Source organism: Pseudoxanthomonas sp. P4_B2, from assembly GCF_056402315.1.
Genome location: NZ_JBFUHQ010000002.1, coordinates 440,790 through 460,985, shown reverse-complemented (window position 1 = coordinate 460,985; position 20,196 = coordinate 440,790). Strand labels below are relative to the sequence as shown.

At 62.6% G+C, this 20,196-nt stretch carries 20 protein-coding genes; 6 read left to right on the top strand and 14 right to left on the bottom strand.

Features of this window, described 5'->3' with window-relative positions; translation table 11 throughout:
- Positions 1 to 162 precede the first annotated feature (162 nt).
- Together AC1DTQ_RS06560 and AC1DTQ_RS06555 are read right to left on the bottom strand one after the other, a co-directional pair.
- The gene (locus tag AC1DTQ_RS06560) at positions 163 to 576 is read right to left on the bottom strand and encodes a tetratricopeptide repeat protein (protein WP_477848714.1); all 414 of its coding nucleotides are present in this window, start codon (positions 574 to 576) and stop codon (positions 163 to 165) included.
- A gap of 220 nt (positions 577 to 796) precedes the next feature.
- Positions 797 to 1,873: a PA0069 family radical SAM protein gene (locus tag AC1DTQ_RS06555; protein ID WP_477848713.1), complete on the bottom strand. Its 1,077-nt coding sequence runs from the start codon at positions 1,871 to 1,873 to the stop codon at positions 797 to 799.
- Positions 1,874 to 1,931: 58 nt separating this feature from the next.
- Between AC1DTQ_RS06555 and cls the strand changes: the two genes are divergently transcribed.
- From cls to AC1DTQ_RS06540, 3 genes are all read left to right on the top strand, one after another.
- Complete coding sequence (gene cls / locus AC1DTQ_RS06550; protein ID WP_477848712.1) at positions 1,932 to 3,386, top strand: cardiolipin synthase; 1,455 nt, start codon at positions 1,932 to 1,934, stop codon at positions 3,384 to 3,386.
- A gap of 123 nt (positions 3,387 to 3,509) precedes the next feature.
- On the top strand, positions 3,510 to 3,776 hold the full coding sequence (locus AC1DTQ_RS06545) for a hypothetical protein (RefSeq protein WP_477848711.1): 267 nt from the start codon (positions 3,510 to 3,512) through the stop codon (positions 3,774 to 3,776).
- 49 nt (positions 3,777 to 3,825) lie between these two features.
- The gene (locus AC1DTQ_RS06540; RefSeq protein ID WP_477848710.1) at positions 3,826 to 4,581 is read left to right on the top strand and encodes a pyridoxine 5'-phosphate synthase; all 756 of its coding nucleotides are present in this window, start codon (positions 3,826 to 3,828) and stop codon (positions 4,579 to 4,581) included.
- Positions 4,582 to 4,617: 36 nt separating this feature from the next.
- Here the strand turns inward: AC1DTQ_RS06540 and AC1DTQ_RS06535 are convergent, their stop codons facing one another.
- The 12 genes from AC1DTQ_RS06535 to dnaA all read right to left on the bottom strand — a co-directional run bounded on the left by AC1DTQ_RS06535 (position 4,618) and on the right by dnaA (position 17,363).
- Positions 4,618 to 5,016, bottom strand: a complete 399-nt coding sequence (locus AC1DTQ_RS06535) for an ExbD/TolR family protein (RefSeq protein WP_477848709.1) — start codon at positions 5,014 to 5,016, stop codon at positions 4,618 to 4,620.
- A gap of 156 nt (positions 5,017 to 5,172) precedes the next feature.
- Positions 5,173 to 5,592: an ExbD/TolR family protein gene (locus tag AC1DTQ_RS06530; protein WP_093289455.1), complete on the bottom strand. Its 420-nt coding sequence runs from the start codon at positions 5,590 to 5,592 to the stop codon at positions 5,173 to 5,175.
- Between the two features lie 3 nt (positions 5,593 to 5,595).
- Entirely contained in the window at positions 5,596 to 6,024 is a 429-nt protein-coding gene (locus AC1DTQ_RS06525; RefSeq protein WP_477848708.1) for an ExbD/TolR family protein, read from the bottom strand.
- A gap of 41 nt (positions 6,025 to 6,065) precedes the next feature.
- On the bottom strand, positions 6,066 to 6,815 hold the full coding sequence (locus tag AC1DTQ_RS06520; RefSeq protein ID WP_477848707.1) for a MotA/TolQ/ExbB proton channel family protein: 750 nt from the start codon (positions 6,813 to 6,815) through the stop codon (positions 6,066 to 6,068).
- A gap of 131 nt (positions 6,816 to 6,946) precedes the next feature.
- Entirely contained in the window at positions 6,947 to 7,615 is a 669-nt protein-coding gene (locus AC1DTQ_RS06515; protein ID WP_430540585.1) for an energy transducer TonB, read from the bottom strand.
- Positions 7,616 to 7,770: 155 nt separating this feature from the next.
- Entirely contained in the window at positions 7,771 to 8,949 is a 1,179-nt protein-coding gene (locus AC1DTQ_RS06510; RefSeq protein ID WP_477848706.1) for a tetratricopeptide repeat protein, read from the bottom strand.
- 144 nt (positions 8,950 to 9,093) lie between these two features.
- The gene (locus AC1DTQ_RS06505; protein ID WP_477848705.1) at positions 9,094 to 9,885 is read right to left on the bottom strand and encodes a M48 family metallopeptidase; all 792 of its coding nucleotides are present in this window, start codon (positions 9,883 to 9,885) and stop codon (positions 9,094 to 9,096) included.
- Positions 9,886 to 9,954: 69 nt separating this feature from the next.
- Entirely contained in the window at positions 9,955 to 10,731 is a 777-nt protein-coding gene (locus tag AC1DTQ_RS06500) for a lysostaphin resistance A-like protein (RefSeq protein WP_477848704.1), read from the bottom strand.
- A gap of 66 nt (positions 10,732 to 10,797) precedes the next feature.
- Positions 10,798 to 13,242 carry a DNA topoisomerase (ATP-hydrolyzing) subunit B gene (gene gyrB, locus AC1DTQ_RS06495; RefSeq protein ID WP_477848703.1) on the bottom strand — a complete coding sequence of 815 codons (2,445 nt, stop codon included), beginning with the start codon at positions 13,240 to 13,242 and terminating at the stop codon, positions 10,798 to 10,800.
- A gap of 254 nt (positions 13,243 to 13,496) precedes the next feature.
- On the bottom strand, positions 13,497 to 14,582 hold the full coding sequence (gene recF / locus AC1DTQ_RS06490) for a DNA replication/repair protein RecF (RefSeq protein WP_477848702.1): 1,086 nt from the start codon (positions 14,580 to 14,582) through the stop codon (positions 13,497 to 13,499).
- Positions 14,583 to 14,712: 130 nt separating this feature from the next.
- Positions 14,713 to 15,813, bottom strand: a complete 1,101-nt coding sequence (dnaN, locus tag AC1DTQ_RS06485) for a DNA polymerase III subunit beta (RefSeq protein WP_477848701.1) — start codon at positions 15,811 to 15,813, stop codon at positions 14,713 to 14,715.
- A 224-nt stretch (positions 15,814 to 16,037) separates the two neighbouring features.
- The gene (dnaA, locus tag AC1DTQ_RS06480) at positions 16,038 to 17,363 is read right to left on the bottom strand and encodes a chromosomal replication initiator protein DnaA (protein ID WP_477848700.1); all 1,326 of its coding nucleotides are present in this window, start codon (positions 17,361 to 17,363) and stop codon (positions 16,038 to 16,040) included.
- A gap of 263 nt (positions 17,364 to 17,626) precedes the next feature.
- Between dnaA and rpmH the strand changes: the two genes are divergently transcribed.
- The 3 genes from rpmH to yidC all read left to right on the top strand — a co-directional run bounded on the left by rpmH (position 17,627) and on the right by yidC (position 20,115).
- Positions 17,627 to 17,767: a 50S ribosomal protein L34 gene (gene rpmH, locus AC1DTQ_RS06475; protein WP_133323779.1), complete on the top strand. Its 141-nt coding sequence runs from the start codon at positions 17,627 to 17,629 to the stop codon at positions 17,765 to 17,767.
- 145 nt (positions 17,768 to 17,912) lie between these two features.
- Complete coding sequence (gene rnpA / locus AC1DTQ_RS06470) at positions 17,913 to 18,347, top strand: ribonuclease P protein component (protein WP_477848699.1); 435 nt, start codon at positions 17,913 to 17,915, stop codon at positions 18,345 to 18,347.
- A 13-nt stretch (positions 18,348 to 18,360) separates the two neighbouring features.
- Complete coding sequence (gene yidC, locus AC1DTQ_RS06465) at positions 18,361 to 20,115, top strand: membrane protein insertase YidC (RefSeq protein WP_477848698.1); 1,755 nt, start codon at positions 18,361 to 18,363, stop codon at positions 20,113 to 20,115.
- Positions 20,116 to 20,196 lie beyond the last annotated feature (81 nt).

Below are 20,196 nucleotides of genomic sequence, written 5' to 3'. Positions count from 1 at the left end.
CTTGAATAGAGAGGCCTGAATCAGTGCCTAGCGCTCTTCGCCGATTTTCAAATCGTTCTATTCCTGCGGCGCTACGCCGAGATAGCCGCCTGCCGCCGCGACCGTCGACCACAATTCGTCTTCGCGATTGAACGAACGGTCGAACAGAGCTTCTGCCGCGGCTCAATCGCCTAGCAACAAGTAATAGGTGCCGACCTCGGCCATGCCCTTGCTGTCCTTCGGATTCTCCTGCAGCGCACGTTCGAACAGCGGTTTGGCTCGTTCCCATTCGCCGGCCTCACGGTAGATTCGGGCGATGCGGAAAAGGTCGGTTCCTTCTGGATCATTCGCCAGGACGTCGTCGAAGATCGCCTGCCCTTCCGGCTTGGAGCCGCCCAAATAATAGATCCGGCCGACGGCGATCTGTTCCCAGCTGCCGTTGCCGGCTTGTATCTTGGCCACTTCCAGCAGCGCATGAGCGGCCTGCTTGTTTTCCTTGTTGCGGTATTGGGACGGTTGGGCCTTCTGCGCTGCGTGGCTGGCCGAAATGCACGAAACGAACAGCAGGGCTGCCGTTGCAATGGAACGAAGCTTCATTTGTTTTTCCCCTTGATGGATGGACCAGACGGAAACGTCTTGGCACTGACTGACACTTGCAAATCGCTCATTTCCTCGGACACGACGCCGCTTGCGTACAGCAGGCGGCGCTTCTCGGAAAGGTTCCCCGCCCTTCCGCACGCCCGATCGCCAACAGCAAAGCACCAGACTGATCAAGCTTAGAGCGACTCGCCGCCCTCTGCCTTCGGCCTCTCAAGAGTCAGAACAACTCGCCCTGAGGCGATGGCGCGCGCGGCGCGAGGAAGCGGCTGCAATCGAGCGGACGCGGACGTTTGGCGGGAAAACCGTAGCGCTTTAACGCTAGCGAGAAGCGTCGTTCCAATAGATCGGCATACACTCCTTCGCCGCGCATGCGTTTGCCGTAAGCGGAATCGTAATCCTTGCCGCCACGTAGCTGTTGGATCGTGCTCATCACGTGCGCGGCACGGTCCGGCACATGGGTCTGCAACCAATCGCGGAACAGCGGCGCCACTTCATGCGGCAGCCTTAGCAGCACGTAGCCCGCCGAACCGGCGCCCGCTTCGCGGACGGCCTCGAGCACCGCTTCCAGCTCGCTGTCGTTCACCCACGGAATCACCGGCGCCACCATCACGCCGACCGGCACGCCGGCGTCGCGCAGCGCGCGGATGGCGCGCAGGCGCGAGTGCGGTGCGGAGGCGCGCGGTTCGAGCGCTGCGGAAAGGCGGTTATCGAGCGAGGTGACCGAAAAATGCACGCTGACCAGGTTTTCGCGCGCCAGCGGCGCCAGCAGATCGATATCGCGTATGACCAGCGCATTCTTGGTGATCAGGGAAAACGGGTGCCGGGTTTCGGCGAGGACTTCGATAATGCGCCGGGTCAATTCCAGTTTGCGCTCGATCGGTTGGTAGGCATCGGTGTTGATGCCTAGCGAGATCGGGCTTACTTGATAGCCAGGTTTGGCCAGTTCACGACGCAGCAGTTCCGGGGCATTGGTCTTGGCGAAGATCTTGGTTTCGAAGTCCAGCCCCGGCGACAAGCCGAGGTAGGCATGCGAGGGACGCGCGAAACAGTACGAACATCCGTGTTCGCAGCCACGATACGGATTGAGCGATTGCGAGAAGGGGATATCCGGCGATTTGTTGCGGCTGATGATGCTGCGCGCGGTTTCCTCGCGCACCTGGGTGCGTGGCAGTACCGAGGCGAACTCCTCTTCCTCTCCGCCATGCCAGCCGTCATCGACGGTCTGGCTGACCGTCACTTCGAAGCGGCCCGGCAAATAGCCGGTGGAACCGCGACCTTTGATCAACTCGCCCATGCGGCCAATTTTAGCGCCGCGGCGTCTCACGGCGGGCGACACCGGCTAGTATTCACGCATGCTCGAAACCCTCCAGCACCTGTGGCACGCGTTGTGGGCGATTCCGCATCTCAAGTTGTACCTGACCCTGGCCTGGTTGCTGTACATCGTGCTGCTGTGCGGCTGGATCGTGCTGCAGAAACGCGAGCCGGTTGCGACTCTGACCTGGGTGCTCTCGCTGGCGCTGCTGCCCTACCTGGGCTATCTGATCTATTTCCTGCTGGGCCCGCAGAAGATCAAGCGCCACCGCTTGCGCCGCCATCATTCGCGCAACGGCATGGAATCGCACGAGGTCTCGGATCAGGGCAACGACAAGTCTTCGGAGCTGGCTTTGCTGGGCCAGGCCACCACCGGCCTGCCTCCGTCCAGTGCGACCGCGGCGCAGTTGCTGGTGGACGGCGGCAGCACCTACGACGCGATCATCGATGCGATCGCCGTGGCGAGCAACCATGTGCACTTGGAGTACTACATCTACATGCCGGACGGTATCGGCACGCGCTTGCGCGATGCCTTGGCCGAACGCGCGCGCGCAGGCGTCAAGGTGCGCCTGCTGTTGGATGCAGTGGGCTCGTCCAAGATCACGCGTCGGTTCATGGCACCGTTGCTGGAAGCGGGCGGCGAGCTGGCCTGGTTCCACCCTACCCGCTTCCGTCCGTTCACCCGCAGCTGGGTCAACATGCGCACCCACCGCAAGATCGTGGTGGTGGACGGCAGGATCGCTTTCACCGGCGGCATCAATATCACCGATGAAGAGGATGAGCGATTGGGCGACACCGCCTACCGCGACCTGCACCTGCGTCTGGAGGGCGAAGTGGTGCGCAGCGTGCAGCTGGTGTTCGTGGAGGACTGGGCTTACGCGACCGGGCAGAAACGCAAGGATTTTGAGGGCACCGCGTTGTGGCGGGCGATCGAACACGAAATCGAGGGCGGCATCGCCGTGCAGACCTTGATCTCCGGGCCCGACTCCTCTTGGGAAGCGATCCACCGTGCTCATGTGGCCGCCATCCACGAAGCCCGCACGCGGGTTTGGCTGGTGACTCCGTACTTCGTGCCCGGCGAGGCCGCGCGCATGGCCCTGACCTCGGCAGCGTTGGGCGGCTTGGATGTTCGCCTGGTGGTGCCCAAACTAAGCGATTCGCGTCTGGTGACCTACGCGGCGCGCTCCTATTTCGATGAGCTGCTGGCGGCCGGAGTGAAGGTCTACGAATACGGTCCGCGTTTGCTCCATACCAAGGCGCTGCTCTGCGACGACGATCTGGCCATCATCGGCAGCGCCAATTTCGACCATCGCAGTTTCCGCCTCAATTTCGAGATTTCGATGTTGTTTCGCGACCGCGTGATCGCCGCGACCTTGGCCCAGCTTCTGGAAGGCGAGATCGCCGCATCCGCGCCTGTTCACGGCCAGCGCAATCGCTCGCTCTGGCGCAACCGGCTGCCCGAGGCGTTGGCCCGCCTGATGTCGCCGCTGCTATGAACCTGCTGCTATGAACCTGCGTTTATGAGCCTGGCTGTCATGAAGCTGTTGCTGTGAACGGGTTGGCGTTTCGCCGTGGCGGAAATAGTAAACTTTGCCCATTGTCTGGAGGGGATGCACAACATGCATTGGCTATTTCTGCTGCTGGCCCTGGGGGCGATGGGGATTGCTTTGAAGACCTCATCGATGGCATTGATGCTGGTCTGTTTGCTGGCTTCGTTGGGCCTGTTCGTTGCCTGGATCATGGGCTGGTACGCAGCGCGCGTCGGCAGCAACAGCCGCGACGAAAGCCAGATGATCGATCCGGTAGAGCTGCGTCGTCTGCGCGAGATCGCAGAAGCCCGCAGGGCAGGCATGCAGCCGCCCGTCGAGCCGCCGGCGAATTCTTGAAGCCGCCAGCTCTTGAAACCAGACTCTCCCCGGTAGCGGGCGGCGCGCGATGACGGCGCTAAGCGTCAACGTCAACAAGATCGCGGTGCTCCGCAACTCGCGGGGCGGGAACGAGCCCGACGTGGTTCGCGCCGCCCGCACCTGTCTGCAATCGGGAGCGCATGGCATCACCGTGCACCCGCGCCCGGATCAGCGCCATATCCGTACCGATGACGTGCTGGCGCTGGCCGCGTTGACCCTGGAGCACGAGGTCGAATTCAATCTGGAGGGCAATCCTTTCGCTCCGCCGCGCGAGGGCTATCCCGGTTTCCTGGCGCTGTGCGAACAGGTGCGTCCGGCCCAGGCCACCTTGGTGCCCGACAGCGATGGTCAGCTCACTTCGGACCACGGCTTCGATTTCGACCGCGACGCCGAACGCCTTCGCCCGTTGATCGCAGAACTGAAATCCCTGGGCTGCCGGGTCAGCCTGTTCGTGGACGCCGGCGGCGCGGACCTGGCCCTGGCCAGGGAGATCGGTGCGGACCGTATCGAGATCTATACCGGACCCTTCGCCCAGGCGCAGGCGGCGGGCGATGCGCGTGCCGCCCTCGCCGCCTGCATCGATACCGCACGAGAAGCGCAGACGCTAGGTCTGGGCGTGAATGCCGGCCACGACCTCAGCCAGGCCAATCTGCCTGAATTTCTGGAGGCCGTACCGCAGCTGCTGGAGGTTTCCATAGGCCACGCGCTAATCAGCGAAGCGTTGTATGTGGGCCTGCAGCGCACGGTGCACAACTACCTGCAGATCCTCTCCGCCTCACAGTAACGACCGCAACGTGCGGCCGCGCGTTCCGACTTCAGCTCAGTGCTGCACGCTCAGGTTGACGATTCCTTGCTTGCGCGCTTCGGCCAGCACGGTAACGACCTGTTGGTAATCGGCCCCGGACGAGCCATGCACGCGCAGCACGGCGCGGGGATCGTAGATCGCCGCATCGCCCAGACGAGCGCCCAATTCGGACGGCGTCAACAGGCGTCCATCCAGGCGATAGGTGCCGTCGTCGGCAATGTCCAGCTGCAATTGCAGTGGTTTGATTATTTCCCGATCGGGCGGAACCACCTGGGGCAAGCTGGCATCGACCGTTTTGGTCAGCAACGGCGCCGACACCATGAAGATCACCAGCAACACCAGCATCACGTCCACCAGCGGCGTGATGTTCATTTCAGCAACGACGGAATCGCGAGCGGTAGCGGAGAAAGCCATGGCGTACTCCTTTGCGTCGGTGGGCAAGGCCACGCTACTCCCGCCTTCGGCGCCCCGCAAGCAGGACGGCCGGCCTGCTCTTCCTCCCTATCCCTCAAACGACCACGCCGCCCGTAGGCGGCGTGGAAGCGTTCTTTTGATGCCGTCTGCCTGGAATCACTCCTGCTGGACGAAACCGATCTTCTGCATCTGCGCGTTCTTGGCCGCGGCGAGCACCTTGGCCATGACGTCGTACTGCGCATCGGGATTGGCGTCGATCTGCAACAACGGCTGGTTGGTCGGATCGCGCTGTACTTCGTTTTCCATCATGGCCTGGACCGCGGAGACCTGGACCGGATTGTTGTTCCAGGTCACCTGACCGGACGCGTCGATCTTCAGCTCGATCGGCGGCGGCGGTTCGCGCAGCTGCGGCGGCGGGTTGATCACGCGCTGCGGCAGATCGACGTCGATCGGGTAGGTCATGACCGGCGCGGTCACGATGAAGATGATCAGCAGCACCAACATCACGTCCACGAGTGGGGTGACGTTGATGTCCGCCATCGGCTGGCCCTTGCCGGAACCGGTTGCGAATGCCATGGCTTATTGACCCCTGTCTTTGGTGGCGACGAAGCCGATATCCAGCATGCCCTGCTCCTGCGCGATCTTGGTGACCTCGTTGATGGTGCGCATCTTGGTGGTGCGGTCGCCACGCAGGTTCAACGGCGGCTGCGGAGTCAGCTGGGCCGCGCTGGACAGCCGCGACTCCAGGATCTCCTTGGTGATGCGCTCGTCGTTCCAGTACAGGGTGCCGTCTTCCTTGACCGCCAGATTGATCGGCGGCGCGCGCGGCTTGGTCGGGTCTTCCTTCTTATCCAGGTTGGCTTCGGGAAGCTTGATCTGGACCTTATGCGACATCAGCGGTGCGGTGATGATGAAGATGATCAGCAGCACCAACATCACGTCCACGAGGGGCGTGACGTTGATGTCGGCCATGGGGCCGCCGCTATCGTTACCACTACTGAAGGCCATTCTCGGGCTCCGTTATTGATCTGTTCGAATTCGACGCAGGCTTAGCGGACGCGCGAGCCGGTGGCGAAGAAGTCGTGCAGGTCGTGTGCGAAGGTGTCGAACTTGGCGTTGGTGGCGCTGTTGGTGCGGTTGAAGAAGTTGTACGCCAACACCGCCGGGATCGCTACGAACAGGCCGAGCGCGGTCATGATCAGCGCCTCGCCCACCGGGCCGGCCACTGCGTCGATGGAAGCCTGACCGGTCGCGCCGATGCGGATCAGGGCGCCGTAGATGCCCCACACCGTACCCAGCAGACCCACGAACGGTGCGGTCGCGCCAACGGTCGCCAGCACGGTCATACCGGCCTGCAACTTGGAGCTCTCGCGGGTGACGGCCTGGCGCAGGGCGCGGTCGACGAACTCGGAACGGTTCAGCGATTCGGCCAGCTTGGAGCCTTCGCTACGCTGGTGGTGAGCGGCGGCCTGGGCGGCGTCAAGCGCGATCTTGGAGAACGGCTCGTTGCGCGGCTGTTCTTCCATCAGGCGGATGGCGTCCTGAGCGTTGGCCGTGTCCCAGAAGGTTCCGGTCACGCGTTCGGCCTGGCCCTTCAGGCGCATGCTCTTGATGAAGTTGATGATCGTCCAGTACCAGGCCAGGGCGGACATGATCAGCAGCGTGATCAACACAACCCAGGAAACAACATAGGAGCCGGGGGTGGCGGTCATTTCGCTAATAAGGTGCTCAAAGCCCATGTTGTTCAGGGCCTGGGCGGCGTTGGTGCCTCCAGCAGCGGCGGTGGTTTCCTGCAGCATGACGCTTACCTTTTATTTGTGATGATGAGAATGATGCGGTTTATGGATTGGTTTGGAGCATGCGACTAAAAGCGGGGCAACTAAAAGCGGGTGTGACTAAACTCTAGTGTGGCTTAAAGCTTGTCCGCGCTTTACATCTTGAAGTCAACCGGCACGCGTACGCGGCCGGCGACGCTTTGCGTTCCCTGCTTGCCGGGATTGAAGCGCCATTTACGCGCCGCATCCATGGCGGCACGGTCCAGGTCGCGGTTGCGGCTGGACTTCTCGACCGATACGTTGGTGACATTGCCACTGGCATCGACGTCGATGATCAGAATCACGGTGCCCTGGATGCCTGCGCGCGCGGCGGCGGGCGGGTACTTGGGCGGATTCATGTTTTTGGACGAGATGTCGACGCTGGCGCCGATGTTCTGCACCGGGGCCGGCGGCGCGGGCGGCGCGGGCGGGGTGTAGACGTCGTTCGGGCGCGGCTCAGCGATATCGATGGGCGGCGCTTCCGGCGGCGGCGGCAATGGAGTCTGGGTCGGCGGCGCCAAGTTCTTGACCGGCGGCGGCGGGGTTTCATCCGGCGGCGGCGGCGGCGGCGGCGGCGGCGGCGGCGGCGGCGCATCGACGATGGTCACGATCGTCTTCTGCTCCTGCTCTTTTTCCGCGGGCGGCGCCACGGCCGGAATCAGCAGCAACAAGAATGCGGCTACGTGCAGCGCGATGACGAAAGCGATACCGATGATGCGCGACCAGTTCAAGCCTGGTTGCTCTTCTTCGCGGTACCTGTTGTTAATGACCAGTTGTTCAGCCATGCGCCAGTGAGCTCAGTTCTTGGGCCGACGATGCGGCACCATCAAAATTTGGGGCCCGCAACCGTTTCCGGCGCGGGGGTGTCGAGCTTATACCAATCTTCCACGCCTGTACCATCTTTTCAGGGCGCCGGAACTCTAATTCCCGGTTCTCACAATCAGGGCAAAGCGATGATTTTCTTTGCTTCTTCGGGCTTTTTGACGCCTTTTTCCAGCGCCGATTTGGCCGCCTGCTTGGCTTCGGGAATGCGGTTTTCCTGCCACAGCACCTTGGCTAGGTTCAGATAGGTTTCACCGTCCTTTGACATCGGCGCGGCTTTCTGCCAAGCGTCGATCGCCGGCGCGATCTGGTCCGAGTAGTAGTAGGACTGGGCCAGCGCCAAGTAGGTCTGCTGATCCGGCTTGAGCACGCCCTTCTGCATGCCGTCGTTGATCACGGCGATGACTTCCTTTTCCTTGCCGTCCATATTGGCGTAGGTGGTGTAGAGCTGGCGGTATTCCTTCTCGTCCGTCATCTGGCCGGAGGCGCGCAGTTTTTCGAGGATGGCCGCGGCCTGGTCGAACTTGTCGGCCTGCAGGTACACGCTGGCCAGGTTCAACTGCGCCTTCTTGTCGCCGGGCGTCTTGGCCGCGATCTTCTCGGCCAACTGGGTGGCCTCGGCCGGCTGGCCCGCCTCGGCGTAGGAAGCCATCAGCAACTGCTGCCAGCTGTCCTTGGGCTCCGGTGAAGCTTCGATGGCCTGTTTCAGCACCGGGATGGCTTCCGCGTATTTTTCCTGCTGGTAAAGAGCCTGGCCTTTCAGCACCAGATCCTCGGGTTTCTGCGATTTGGTCTCGGCGAAATAGCGATCGAGCGTGGCCATGCCGTCGGCGTACTGTTCTTCTTGCAACTGAAGACTGGCCAGCATGTACATCAGCTGGTAGTGGCCGTTGTTGTCGAGGGCATTGAGCTGCAGCGCCTGCTTCAGGTAGGCGATCGTGGCGGCGGTGTCGTCCAGGTTGTAGGCCGCCTGCGAGGCGAGCTGCGCGGCGACGGCCTTGTCGTAATCGGTGGCCGCCGGATTGGCCAGGATTTCATCGGCCTGGCTGCGGGTATTGGCGAAGTCGTCCTTGTTGTACACCTCCACCAGCTTCTGCAGTTTCGACTGCAGCTTAGCCGCGCCCTTGGCCTTCGGCTCCTCGCGGGTGGCGTTGGGATACATGTTTTCCTGCTTGCCCTTGCTGCTGCGCTCCGTGCGCTCGCGCGTCTGGGCGTCTGCGTTGCTGACGGCGGCAGTGCCCAGCAGGCTGACGATGGCCAAGGAAAGCAAGGCTTGTTTGCAATTGCGGAACAACATGGAGATCACCTCTTGGGGACTGCAAAGACCGATTCGAATGCCGCCGGCCCAGGCACAGGGGCGGCAAAGCTAACAGAAACGGCTAGGGCTCGGGAACAGGGTTGAGAAAATGGGTTGGGTGGTGCAAAGCAGCAAATTCTGCATTCACCCGCACTTTGGAACGCGCCCGGAAGCGCGCGCCTGCTGATACGTTGGCGCAAGCGTTCCGGCGCGGCTGCGCAGTTCTTGAATGCGCGATTCGGGGTTGGGGTGGGTGGACAGCCATTCGGGTGGACGGCCACCGCCCGAAGCGATCATGTTCTGCCATAGATTGACGGCCTGGGCGGGATCGAATCCAGCTTCGGCCATCAGACGCTGCCCCACCACGTCCGCTTCGGTTTCCTGCGCGCGCGAGCCCGGAAGCAAGAAACCCGTTTGCGCCAACAGGCTGCCGCCCTGGGTCGCCAAGCTGCCGTAATCGCCTGCCAGAGCACCGAGCAGTTGCACGGCACCTGAGGCGCCCATCTGCCGGGTGATGCGTTCGTCGTGATGGCGCTCGACCACATGACCGATCTCATGCGCCAGCACCGCCGCTAGCTGATCTTGGTTTTTGGCGACGCTGAAAATTCCGGTGTTGACGCCGACCTTGCCGCCGGGCAACGCGAACGCATTGGGTTCGTTATTGGCGAACAGCGCCGTTTCCCAGCTCGTTCCCTGGGCCTGCGGCGGCAACTGGCGGACCAGCGCATTGACCACGCAACGCACGTAGGCGTTCTGTTTGGCGTCGTTGCTCAGCGGGCCCTTGGTTTTGGCCTCGACAAAGGCCTGTGCTCCCAGCTGGTTGAGCTGCTGTTCCGAAACGCCGCCCACGTATTGCCTGCGGCCTGTGGAGGACGTCGTCGTGGCGCAGGCCGCCAGCCCGGCAATGATCGCCGCCGATAGTATCCAGTGCTTCATCCAACGCCCCTCCTGATGAAGACAGAGTGTGGCGAGTGGCGTCTTAACTTTTCGTCAAACTTCGGGCTTTCAGCTGCCTGCGGACAGGTTCAACAGGACCAGCGCTATGGCATTGTTCAGCGCGTGGGCGCCGATCGCGGCCCATAGCGTGTGTGTACGCCAATACACGAACGCGAAGGCGGCGCCCAGGAAGCCATAAGTCAGCCAGAGCATGCTCGTCGCCTGCCAGCTGTTGCCCGTGGTACCAGGGATTTCATGCATCAATGCGAAGGCGGCGCTGCTCAGCAGCACACCCAGCCAGGGACGTCCGGACGCCCACAGCCTGCCGAATAGCACGCGGCGAAACAGCAACTCTTCGTAAGCCGGGGCGATAAGCACGCCGAACAGCAACATGAATACCGGGCTAGCGACGTAAGCCGCTTCGATCACCGCCAGGTTGGTGGGTTGAGGCCTGATGCCGAAATGCTGGCCCAGGAAGCTGATGGCCGAACTGACCACAAAGGTGGCCGTGGCAGTCGTCGCCACCCAGCCCCAGGTGCCGATGCGTCGGGCGGCCTGGCGGGAGACAGCGCGTTCTTCGCGAGTGGCCCGACGACGCCAGTAATAGACCAGCAACGCCGCGCCGCCGGTACTGATCAATGTCATCCAGATCACCGCGATGGCGCCGGGCTCGCCCAGCAGCCGCGTGAGGCTGGCCGGATCGAGCGCGCCTCCTCGAATCGCAATCTGCACGCCCTTGTACGCGGCCCAAACTGCGCCGCAGGCGAGCGAGAGGATCAGCAACGCGCCGATGGCGATTACCAGATCCAGAAGGAACGTTCCCAGATCCCGCAAGAACCTGACCATCGGATGCACAACTCGCGGTCGCGGCGGCGATGTGTCGTGCGATTCCATTGCTGGATCCCCGCTCACTCAGACGTCGAGATTGGAAACCTTCAACGCATTGGCATCGATGAACTCGCGCCGCGGTTCCACCACGTCGCCCATCAGCGTGCTGAAGATCTGGTCGGCGGCGACCGCGTCCTCGATGCGGACCTGCAGCAGGCGACGCGTATCCGGATTCACCGTGGTATCCCACAACTGCTCCGGATTCATTTCGCCCAGGCCCTTGAAGCGCTGAATGCTGCGACCTTTCTTGGCCTCATCGAGCAACCACGCCTGCGCTTCCGCAAAACTCGAGATCGGCTGGGTCTTGTTGCCGCGCACGATCTGCGCGCCCGCGCGGATCAATCCGTGCAGCACGGCCGCGGCTTCGCGCAACGGACGCAGCTCGCCCACTTCGAACGCCGACAGCGGCAGCACTTGGGTCAGTTCCTCGCCCATATGCTTGCGAGTGGACAGCAACGCGGCAGGACGATGTTCGGTGGCTTCCTGCAGGGTCAATGCGTAACGCGCGCTGCCGATACCGCCGCGGTTGAGCTTTTTCTCCAGCGAGTCGAGCTCCTGGCGCTCGTCGACGTTCTGCGCCAGATGCGCGGCGTCCAGCGGCGAAAAATCGATTAGCGATTCCAGCAGGATCGCATCGTAACGATGCGCGTTGCGCGCGATCGCTTCGCGCGCACCGGCGAAGGACAGCAGCAGTTTCTCCAGCGCTTCGCCGGTGATCGGCGGCTCGCCTTCGGCGGGAATCAGACCGGCGTTTTCCACCGCGCTGTTGGCGAGGTAGACGTTGAGCGCGGCATCGTCCTTCATGTACATCTCCTGCTTGCCCTGCTTCAACTTGTACAGCGGCGGCAGGCCGATGTAGATGTGGCCGCGCTCGATCAGCTCCGGCATCTGACGGTAGAAGAACGTCAGCAGCAAGGTGCGGATGTGCGAACCATCGACGTCGGCGTCGGTCATGATGATGATGCGGTGATAGCGCAGCTTGTCCGGGTTGTATTCATCGCGGCCGATGCCAGTGCCCAGCGCGGTGATCAGCGTGCCGACTTCGGCAGAGGCGAGCATGCGGTCGAAGCGCGCGCGCTCGACGTTGAGGATTTTTCCGCGCAACGGCAACACCGCCTGATTCTTGCGGTTGCGCCCCTGCTTGGCGGAGCCACCGGCGGAGTCGCCCTCGACGATGAACAGTTCCGATAACGCCGGATCTTTTTCCTGGCAGTCGGCGAGCTTGCCGGGCAGGCCGGCGATATCCAGCGCGCCCTTGCGGCGAGTCAGGTCGCGGGCCTTGCGCGCGGCCTCGCGGGCGCGGGCGGCATCGACGATCTTGCCGGCGATGGCGCGAGCCTCGTTGGGGTGTTCCTGCAGGAACTCCTCCAAACGTGCGCCGAACGTGCTCTCAACGACCGGCCTCACCTCGGAACTGACCAGCTTTTCCTTGGTTTGCGAGGAAAAGCTGGGATCGGGCACCTTGACCGACAGCACGGCGATCATGCCTTCGCGCATGTCGTCGCCGGACAAGGCGACTTTGGCCTGCTTGGCGATGCCGTTCTGTTCGATGTAATTGGTCAGCGTGCGGGTGAGCGCGGCGCGGAAACCGATTAGGTGGGTGCCGCCGTCCTTCTGCGGAATATTGTTGGTGAAGCAAAACATCGTTTCCTGGTACGCGTCGGTCCATTGCAAGGCGACGTCGACGGTGATGCCGTTCTGCTCGCCGGTCACCGAGATCACGTTGGGGTGCAGCGGAGTCTTCAACTGCGCCAGATGTTCGACGAAGGAAGCGATGCCGCCTTCGTACTGGAACAGATCCGAACGACCTTCGCCGCGCTCGTCGCTCAGCGTGATTTTGACGCCGGAGTTGAGGAACGATAGTTCGCGCAGGCGTTTGGCCAGGATGTCGTAGTGGAACTCAACGTCGGTGAAAATCGAGGCCGCTGGTTTGAAACGCAGCAGGGTGCCGCGCTTGTCCGAAGCTTCCAGCTGCTTGAGCGGATACAGCGGTTCGCCCAGCGAATATTCCTGTTGCCAGTGGAAGCCATCGCGCCACACGTCCAGCCACAAATGTTCGGACAAGGCATTGACCACGGAGACGCCGACGCCGTGCAGGCCGCCGGAAACCTTGTAGCTGTTGTCGTCGAACTTACCGCCGGCATGCAGCACGGTCATGATGACTTCGGCGGCGGAAACGCCTTCTTCCTTGTGGATGTCGACCGGGATGCCGCGGCCGTTGTCGTAAACGGCGACCGAGCCGTCTTCCAGAATTTTCACCACCACATCGTCGGCATGGCCGGCGAGGGCTTCATCGATGGCGTTGTCCACCACCTCGAACACCATGTGGTGCAGGCCAGTGCCGTCGTGCACATCGCCGATATACATACCGGGGCGCTTGCGGACGGCCTCCAGGCCGCGCAGGACGGTGATCTTGCTGGAATCGTAATTGCCGTTGGGGGCGGGGACTGGGGTGGTTTCTTCGGTCATGCGCTTCGTATCGCCTGCTGCGCTCCTGTGCGGCCCGGATTCGCGGGTGTTTCGCGAATCTGTTGTGCCACACATTAGCTATAGGGAGTGAAGCAGAAATTATAGCATTTCGGCAGGTTTGAAGCCCCTTTCCACAACTCCAAAACCACCAAATGGCGAGAGATGTGGTAGGTCGGGGCTATGTCCCCGACGCGCGCAGAATTTAAGTTTCCATGCGTCGGGCGCGTAGCCCCGACCTACTGCGGGACAACGGATTAGCAGCGCTGGATCCGCCCCTGTTCCACGTGGAACAAAGCGGGCGTCACTCCCAGAGTTTCCAATGCAGCAGAAGCTTCGGTGCCGGTAACGAAGATCTGCGCTCCGCTGCCCAGCAAACGTTGCAGGACGCGCTGTTGGTGCTTGCGGTCCAGCTCCGAGGAAAGATCGTCCAGAGCGACGATTGGCCACTCACCACGGCGCTGGGCGTAATCCTCGGCCTGCGCCAACAGCGCGGACAGGGCCGACAGCTTGGCTTGGCCTCGCGACAGGGCTTCTCGGTTGGGGTGGCCGGCGTAGTCGATCCGCCAATCGGCGCGATGCGGGCCGACCGAGGTATAGCCCAGGCTGCGGTCGCGATCCCGCGCCAACAACAAGGCATCGGCCAACGACAGCTCACCGCTGCGCCATCCGGGCTGGAACTCGATATTGCTGACGCCAAGCGCCGGCACCAGGTCTGCAGCGACTGCGGACAGGCGGATCTGAAGCTGCTCCAGATATTGCCGGCGGTGACGGGTCAGGGGTTCACCGGCTTCGGCCAGCTCGTGGTCCCAAGCGTCCAGCTGCTGCCCGCCGGCACCGGACTTTAGCAAGGCGTTGCGTTGTTTCAGGGCGCGGGCGTAACGGCGCCACAGCGGTAGAAAATCGGGTTCCACGTGGAACAACCCCCAATCCACGAACCGACGACGCGGCTCACCGCCACCAGTCACCAACGCATGGCTGCCCGGTTCGAAGCTGACCACGGCCAAAGCGGCGCAGAGTTCGCCAAGCTGGGCCACGTTTTCCCCGTCCAGACGCCCGACCCAGGTTTGGCCGGTATGGCGCAGACCGGCGCGACGATGGCGGGCGTCGGGACCTTCCCGCCACTCGACAAAGACTTCGACGGCGTCTGAGCCCGTCCTCACCAGCCCGTCCCGCACCCGCCCGCGGAAACTGCGTCCGTAGGCCATCAGGTGCAGCGCTTCTAGCAGGCTAGTCTTGCCAGCGCCGTTGTCGCCGGTAATTAGGTTGAGGCCTGCGGCAGGCTCGATCGCCACGCTCTCGAAGCGTCGCAAGCCGGCGGCGGTAAGGCGGATCACCTGCATGGTTCGACTTTTCCAGGAGAGCGCCGGGCCGGAAGGCCACTGCTGAAAATGGAGAAACCCCTGTTCGTAAAATCAGAACGCCCGGAGAGTTCCGGGCGTCGAGAATGTTTCACGTGGAACGCAAATGGAATCACAGGCGCAGTGGCATCACCACATGTCGGGACTTCTCGCTGCTGGCTTCACGCACCAGAGCCGAGGAATTGGCGTCCCGCAACTGGATGATGATGTGCTCGTCGCGCAGGGCAGAGAGGGCATCGAGCAGGTAATTGACGTTGAAGCCGATGGCCAGGTCGCTGACCTTGGTGTCGGCCTCGATCTCTTCCTGGGCTTCTTCCTGCTCCGGGTTGTGTGCGCTGATCTTCAGCTGGCCCGGAGACACCTCGACGCGGACGCCACGGTACTTCTCGTTGGACAGGATGGCCGCGCGCTGCAAAGCCGCACGCAGAACCTCGCGGTCCAGCTTGACCTCGCGGTCGGCACCGATCGGGATCACCGCGGCGTAATCGGGGAAACGACCGTCGATCAGCTTGGAAGTGAACGTTACATCGTCGCGCTTCACTCGAATGTGGTTGCGGCCGATTTCCAGCTCCAACTCGCGGTCGCCGTTTTCCAGCAGGCGCTGCAGTTCGGTCACGCCCTTGCGGGGCACGATGATCTGACGCTTGGCGCCGGCGGCGCCTTCCAGCGGGGTTTCGCACAGCGCCAAGCGATGGCCGTCGGTCGCCACGCAGCGCAGCAGCTTGTCGCCCAGGTCGAACAGCAAGCCGTTGAGGTAATAGCGCACGTCCTGCTGGGCCATGGCGAACGCAGTGCGCTCGATCAGCTCCTTCAGTGCGGCTTCCGGCACGTTGACCCGTTCGGTGGCTTCGACTTCGTCCACCGAAGGGAAATCGTTGGCCGGCAACGTGGCCAGGGTGAAGCGGCTGCGTCCGGCCGAGACGGTGACCTTGTCCCCGGTCTGGCTGACGGTGATTTTGCTGCCATCGGGCAGGGCCCGGATGATCTCGAACAACTTGCGTGCCGGGATTGTGGTTTCACCGTCCTGGGCGTCGTCGACCGCGCTGCGCGCGATCATCTCGACTTCCAGGTCGGTGCCGGTGAGCGAGAGTTGCCCGCCTTGCACCTGGACTAGGAAGTTGGCGAGGACCGGCAGCGTCTGCCGGCGTTCGACCACGTTGACGACTTGCGCCAACGGCTTCAGGAATGCTTCGCGTTGCAGACTGAAACGCATGTGGTGCTGGCCCCTTATGCACTGGATCTTGAAAGAGTATTAAATCAAAAACTGGTGGTGATGGTTTCGCAGATTTCGGTGGAGAAGCTACGCAACCCTTTGAATCATATTTGTTTTTCGGTGACTCGAAGCCGTGTATCAAGAACGCTGGAGCACTGGTGCAACTTGTGGATAACTTTGGAGGCGATTTTCATCCCCAACTTATCCACAGAGCCTGAGGATGGTTACTCACTGAGCTTACGGATCAGTTTGTCCCAGTCCTCGTGCAGCTTGCCGTCGGTTTCCATCAGGTTGCGGATCTGCCGGCAGGCATGCAAAACGGTGGTGTGGTCGCGACCGGCGAAGGCGTCGCCGATTTCCGGCAGGCTGTGTTCGGTCAGTTCCTTGGCCAAGGCCATCGCCACCTGTCGCGGGCGCGCCAGGGAGCGCGTGCGTCGCTTGGACAGCAAATCCTTGATCTGCAGACCGTAATAGTCTGCCACGGTCTTCTGTATGTTGGGGATGCTGATGGCTTGCTGCTGCGCGCGCAGCAGATCGCGCAACGTTTCCTGGGCGAATTCGGTGGTGATGGCGCGGCCGGTGAAGTTGGCGCGCGCGGTCAGCGTGTTCAACGCACCCTCCAGATCGCGCACGTTGGAGCGCATCTTCTTGGCCAGCAGGAAGGCGACATCGTCGGGAATCTGCGCGCCGCGTTCGCGCGCTTTGGCCAACACGATGGCCGCACGGGTCTCGAAATCCGGCGGCTCGATCGCCACCGACAGGCCCCAGGCCAACCGCGACTTCAATCGTGGCTCCAAGCCCTCCACTTCGCGCGGATAGCGGTCGCAAGTGAGAATGATCTGTTGGCGGCCGTCGAACAGCGCGTTGAAGGTGTGGAAAAACTCTTCCTGGGTGCGGTCCTTGCCGGCGAAGAACTGGATGTCGTCGATCAGCAGCGCGTCCACTTGCTGAAAACGCCGCTTGAACTGGTCCATCGATTTCTCGATCAGGGCCTTGGTCATCGCGCTGAAGAACTGTTCCGAACGCAGGTACAGCACGCGCGCATTCGGGTTCTGCCGGCGCAGTTCGTTGCCGGCGGCAAACATCAGATGGGTCTTGCCCAGGCCGGTGCCGCCGTACAACAGCAGCGGATTGTGCGAGCGGTCGCCTGGCTTCTGCGCGGCCTGCCAGGCGGCGGCGCGGCCCAGCTGGTTACTGCGGCCTTCGACGAAGTTGTCGAAGCTGTAGTGCGAATCCAGATTGCCGGCGTAGGGCTCGCTGGCGGCGAAACTCGCCGCCGCCGCCGCGGAAGCCGCCGGCGCGGGCTCCGCGATGCGCGCCCGCGATCCGATTTCTACCGATACGTCGCGATGGCCGGCGAAGTGCCCCAGCAGATCCTGGATGCGCGACAGGTAGCGCTCCCGCACCTGTTCCACGATGAAGGCATTGGGCGCGTACAGGACCATGGCATCGAGGCGCTGTTCGGCCTGCAAGGGCTTGAGCCAGGTATGGACATCTTCGGCCGGCAGTTCGGCTTCCAGGCGTTCGAGGCAGCGGGGCCAGGCATCCATCGAGGGTGGCGGTCGGTTCTTCAAGAGGGCGTGCACGCGGCAATCGAACAGCGTGGGACGCGGGTGAAATACAGTCGGCCACATTATCATGCGACGGCACCCGGCACGGTAGTTATCCACAGCGTCGAGAAACGTCGGGGACCTGAATAGCCACGAGCTTCGCTAGCGACCGCTCTCAACTCAAGCCTCGCCATGGTTGACCGCGACCGGGTTGGGCCTATAGAATTTCCGGTTCTTTCCACCGCAAACCGCCCGAGGGCCCCATGGCCACCAAGCGCACTTACCAACCCAGCAACCTCAAGCGCAAGCGCGACCATGGCTTTCGTGCCCGCATGAAGACCGCCGATGGCCGCAAGATCCTGGCCCGTCGTCGTGCCAAGGGCCGCACTCGCCTGAGCGCCTGATGGTTCTGCCGCGTCTGCGGCCGAGTCCATCGATGTCTGTCTTCTGCAAAAAGTCCGCGCAGCCCTTGTGCGGACTTTTTCATGTCCGCATGTTCATGTCGGCATGAGCACGTCTTCATGAGCACGCGGTCATGAGCATGACCCCATGAACGCCACCTTCCCGCCCTCTGCACGAGTACGCACGGGCGCCGAATACGCACGCGTATTCGAACAGGCCCGCCGCACTTCCGATCCGATCCTGAGTCTGCATTGGCTGGCCGGCGAAACGCCGGCGAAACTGGGCCTGGCGGTCTCGCGCAAGGTCGATCCCAATGCGGTGGGCCGCAACCGCATCAAACGTGTATTCCGCGATCAATTCCGAAAGCTGCGCGCGCAGTTGCCCGCCGGCGAGTATGTGGTGGTCGCCCGTGTAGCCGCGCGCAAAGCCGACAATGCGCAGCTGCGCGAGACTTTTCTGCGCACGCTGGTGCGTGCCGGTGCATTGCCCGCGTCGGCCGCGCCCGGCACAATGCCGCCGGTCACGAAACCGCTTCCTTCCCTTTTCCGCAACACGCCCAAACCGGACGTTTCCGCCGGTTGAGAATGCCTGCCTGATGAACCAGACCCGTGTCTTCCTGTTTTTCGCCTGGCTGATGGTGGCGACCCTGTTGTGGATGGAGTGGGGCAAGTTCAATGCGCCCAAGTCGGCCGATCTGCCGGCCGCCACGAGCCAGCCGCAACCTGCAAGCGTCGGCTCGGTGCCTTCCGCCTCGCCGGTACCGCAGCCAGCGGCAACGGGGGCCAATGCGGGCGTGCCCTCGGCACCCGTTGTCGGCGTGCCTGCCAGTAATGCCAACACCGCCGCGACGCCTGCGCGACAGAGCGTGGTGGTCAGCAGTGACCTGCTGCGTCTGACCATCGATGGCGGCAGCGTGCTGGAAGCGGTGCTGTTGAAGTATCCGCAGACCAAGGCCGCTGGCAGTCCGCCGGTGGTGTTGTTCACCCAGGACCCGGCGCACTACTACACCGCGCAAAGCGGTTGGGCCAAAGGCAAGAATCCGGCGCCCAGCCACTTGGGCGACTTCGTTCCGGAGAACGGCGCCGGCGCGGTGAATCTGGCGTCCGGGGCAGCGTCAGTGACGGTGCCCTTCGTATGGAACGGACCGGACGGCGTTGTGATCCGCCGCACCTACACGCTCAAGCGCAGCAACTACGCAGTGGATGTGCGCGACGAAGTGATCAACAACGGTAAAGCGCCCTGGGAGGGCACGATCTATCGCCAGTTGGAACGTCAACCTCCGGTGATCAAGACCGGGATGACCAATCCGGAATCCTTCAGCTTCAGCGGCGCTACCTGGTACAGCGTGCAGAAACAGTACGAACGCCTGAAGTTCGCCGATTACATGGACGACGGCAAGCTCAACCAGGACGCAACGGGCAGCTGGATCGCGATGCTGCAGCACCACTTCTTCAGCGCCTGGATTCCTGACCAGAAGGCCGAGGTCAAACTGCAGACCGATCAGATTTCCGGCCGAGCGCTGATCCGCGAACTGGGCCCGGGCTTCCATGTCGCGCCCGGCCAGCGCGTGGCCACCGACGCGCGCCTGTACGTGGGTCCCAAGCTGATCCAGCAGATGAAGGCGCAGGGTGTGCCCGGTCTCGACCGCGCGGTCGATTACAGCCAGTTCTCGATCTTCGCCATCATCGGCCAGGGCTTGTTCTGGATCCTCAGCCACTTGCATACGCTGATCGGCAACTGGGGCTGGTCGATCATCGGCCTGGTGGTGCTGGTGAAGCTGGCGCTGTATCCGCTGTCCAACAAGCAGTACGAGAGCGCCAACAAGATGCGCGCGCTGGCGCCGCGCGTGGCCCAGCTCAAGGAACGTTACGGCGACGATCGCGCCAAGCATCAAGCCGCGATGATGGAGTTGTACAAGAAGGAGAAGGTCAATCCGATGGGCGGCTGCCTGCCGATCCTGGTGACCATGCCGATCTTTCTGGCGCTGTACTGGGTGCTCAACGAATCGGTTGAATTGCGGCAGGCACCTTGGTTCCTGTGGATCCACGACCTGACCGCGCGCGATCCGTATTTCATCCTGCCCGCGCTGAACATGCTGGTGATGTGGACCACGCAGAAAATGACGCCTGCCGTGGGCATGGATCCGATGCAGCAGAAGATGATGCAGTTCATGCCGTTGGTGTTCGGTGTGACGATGGCCTTCTTCCCGTCTGGCCTGGTGCTCTACTGGGTGACCAACGGCAGCCTGGGCCTGCTGCAGCAATGGTGGGTCGGCAAGAAGCACGGCAAGCCGGCGGCCGCGCCCGAAGCTAAGGGCAAGGCGATAGAAAAGAAGACGACCGAGAAGTAATCGCTCGTATCGGCAACACTTAAAGAACCCGCCGAAAGGCGGGTTCTTTTTATTGAACGAACCCGCGTCCGGGAATATGCA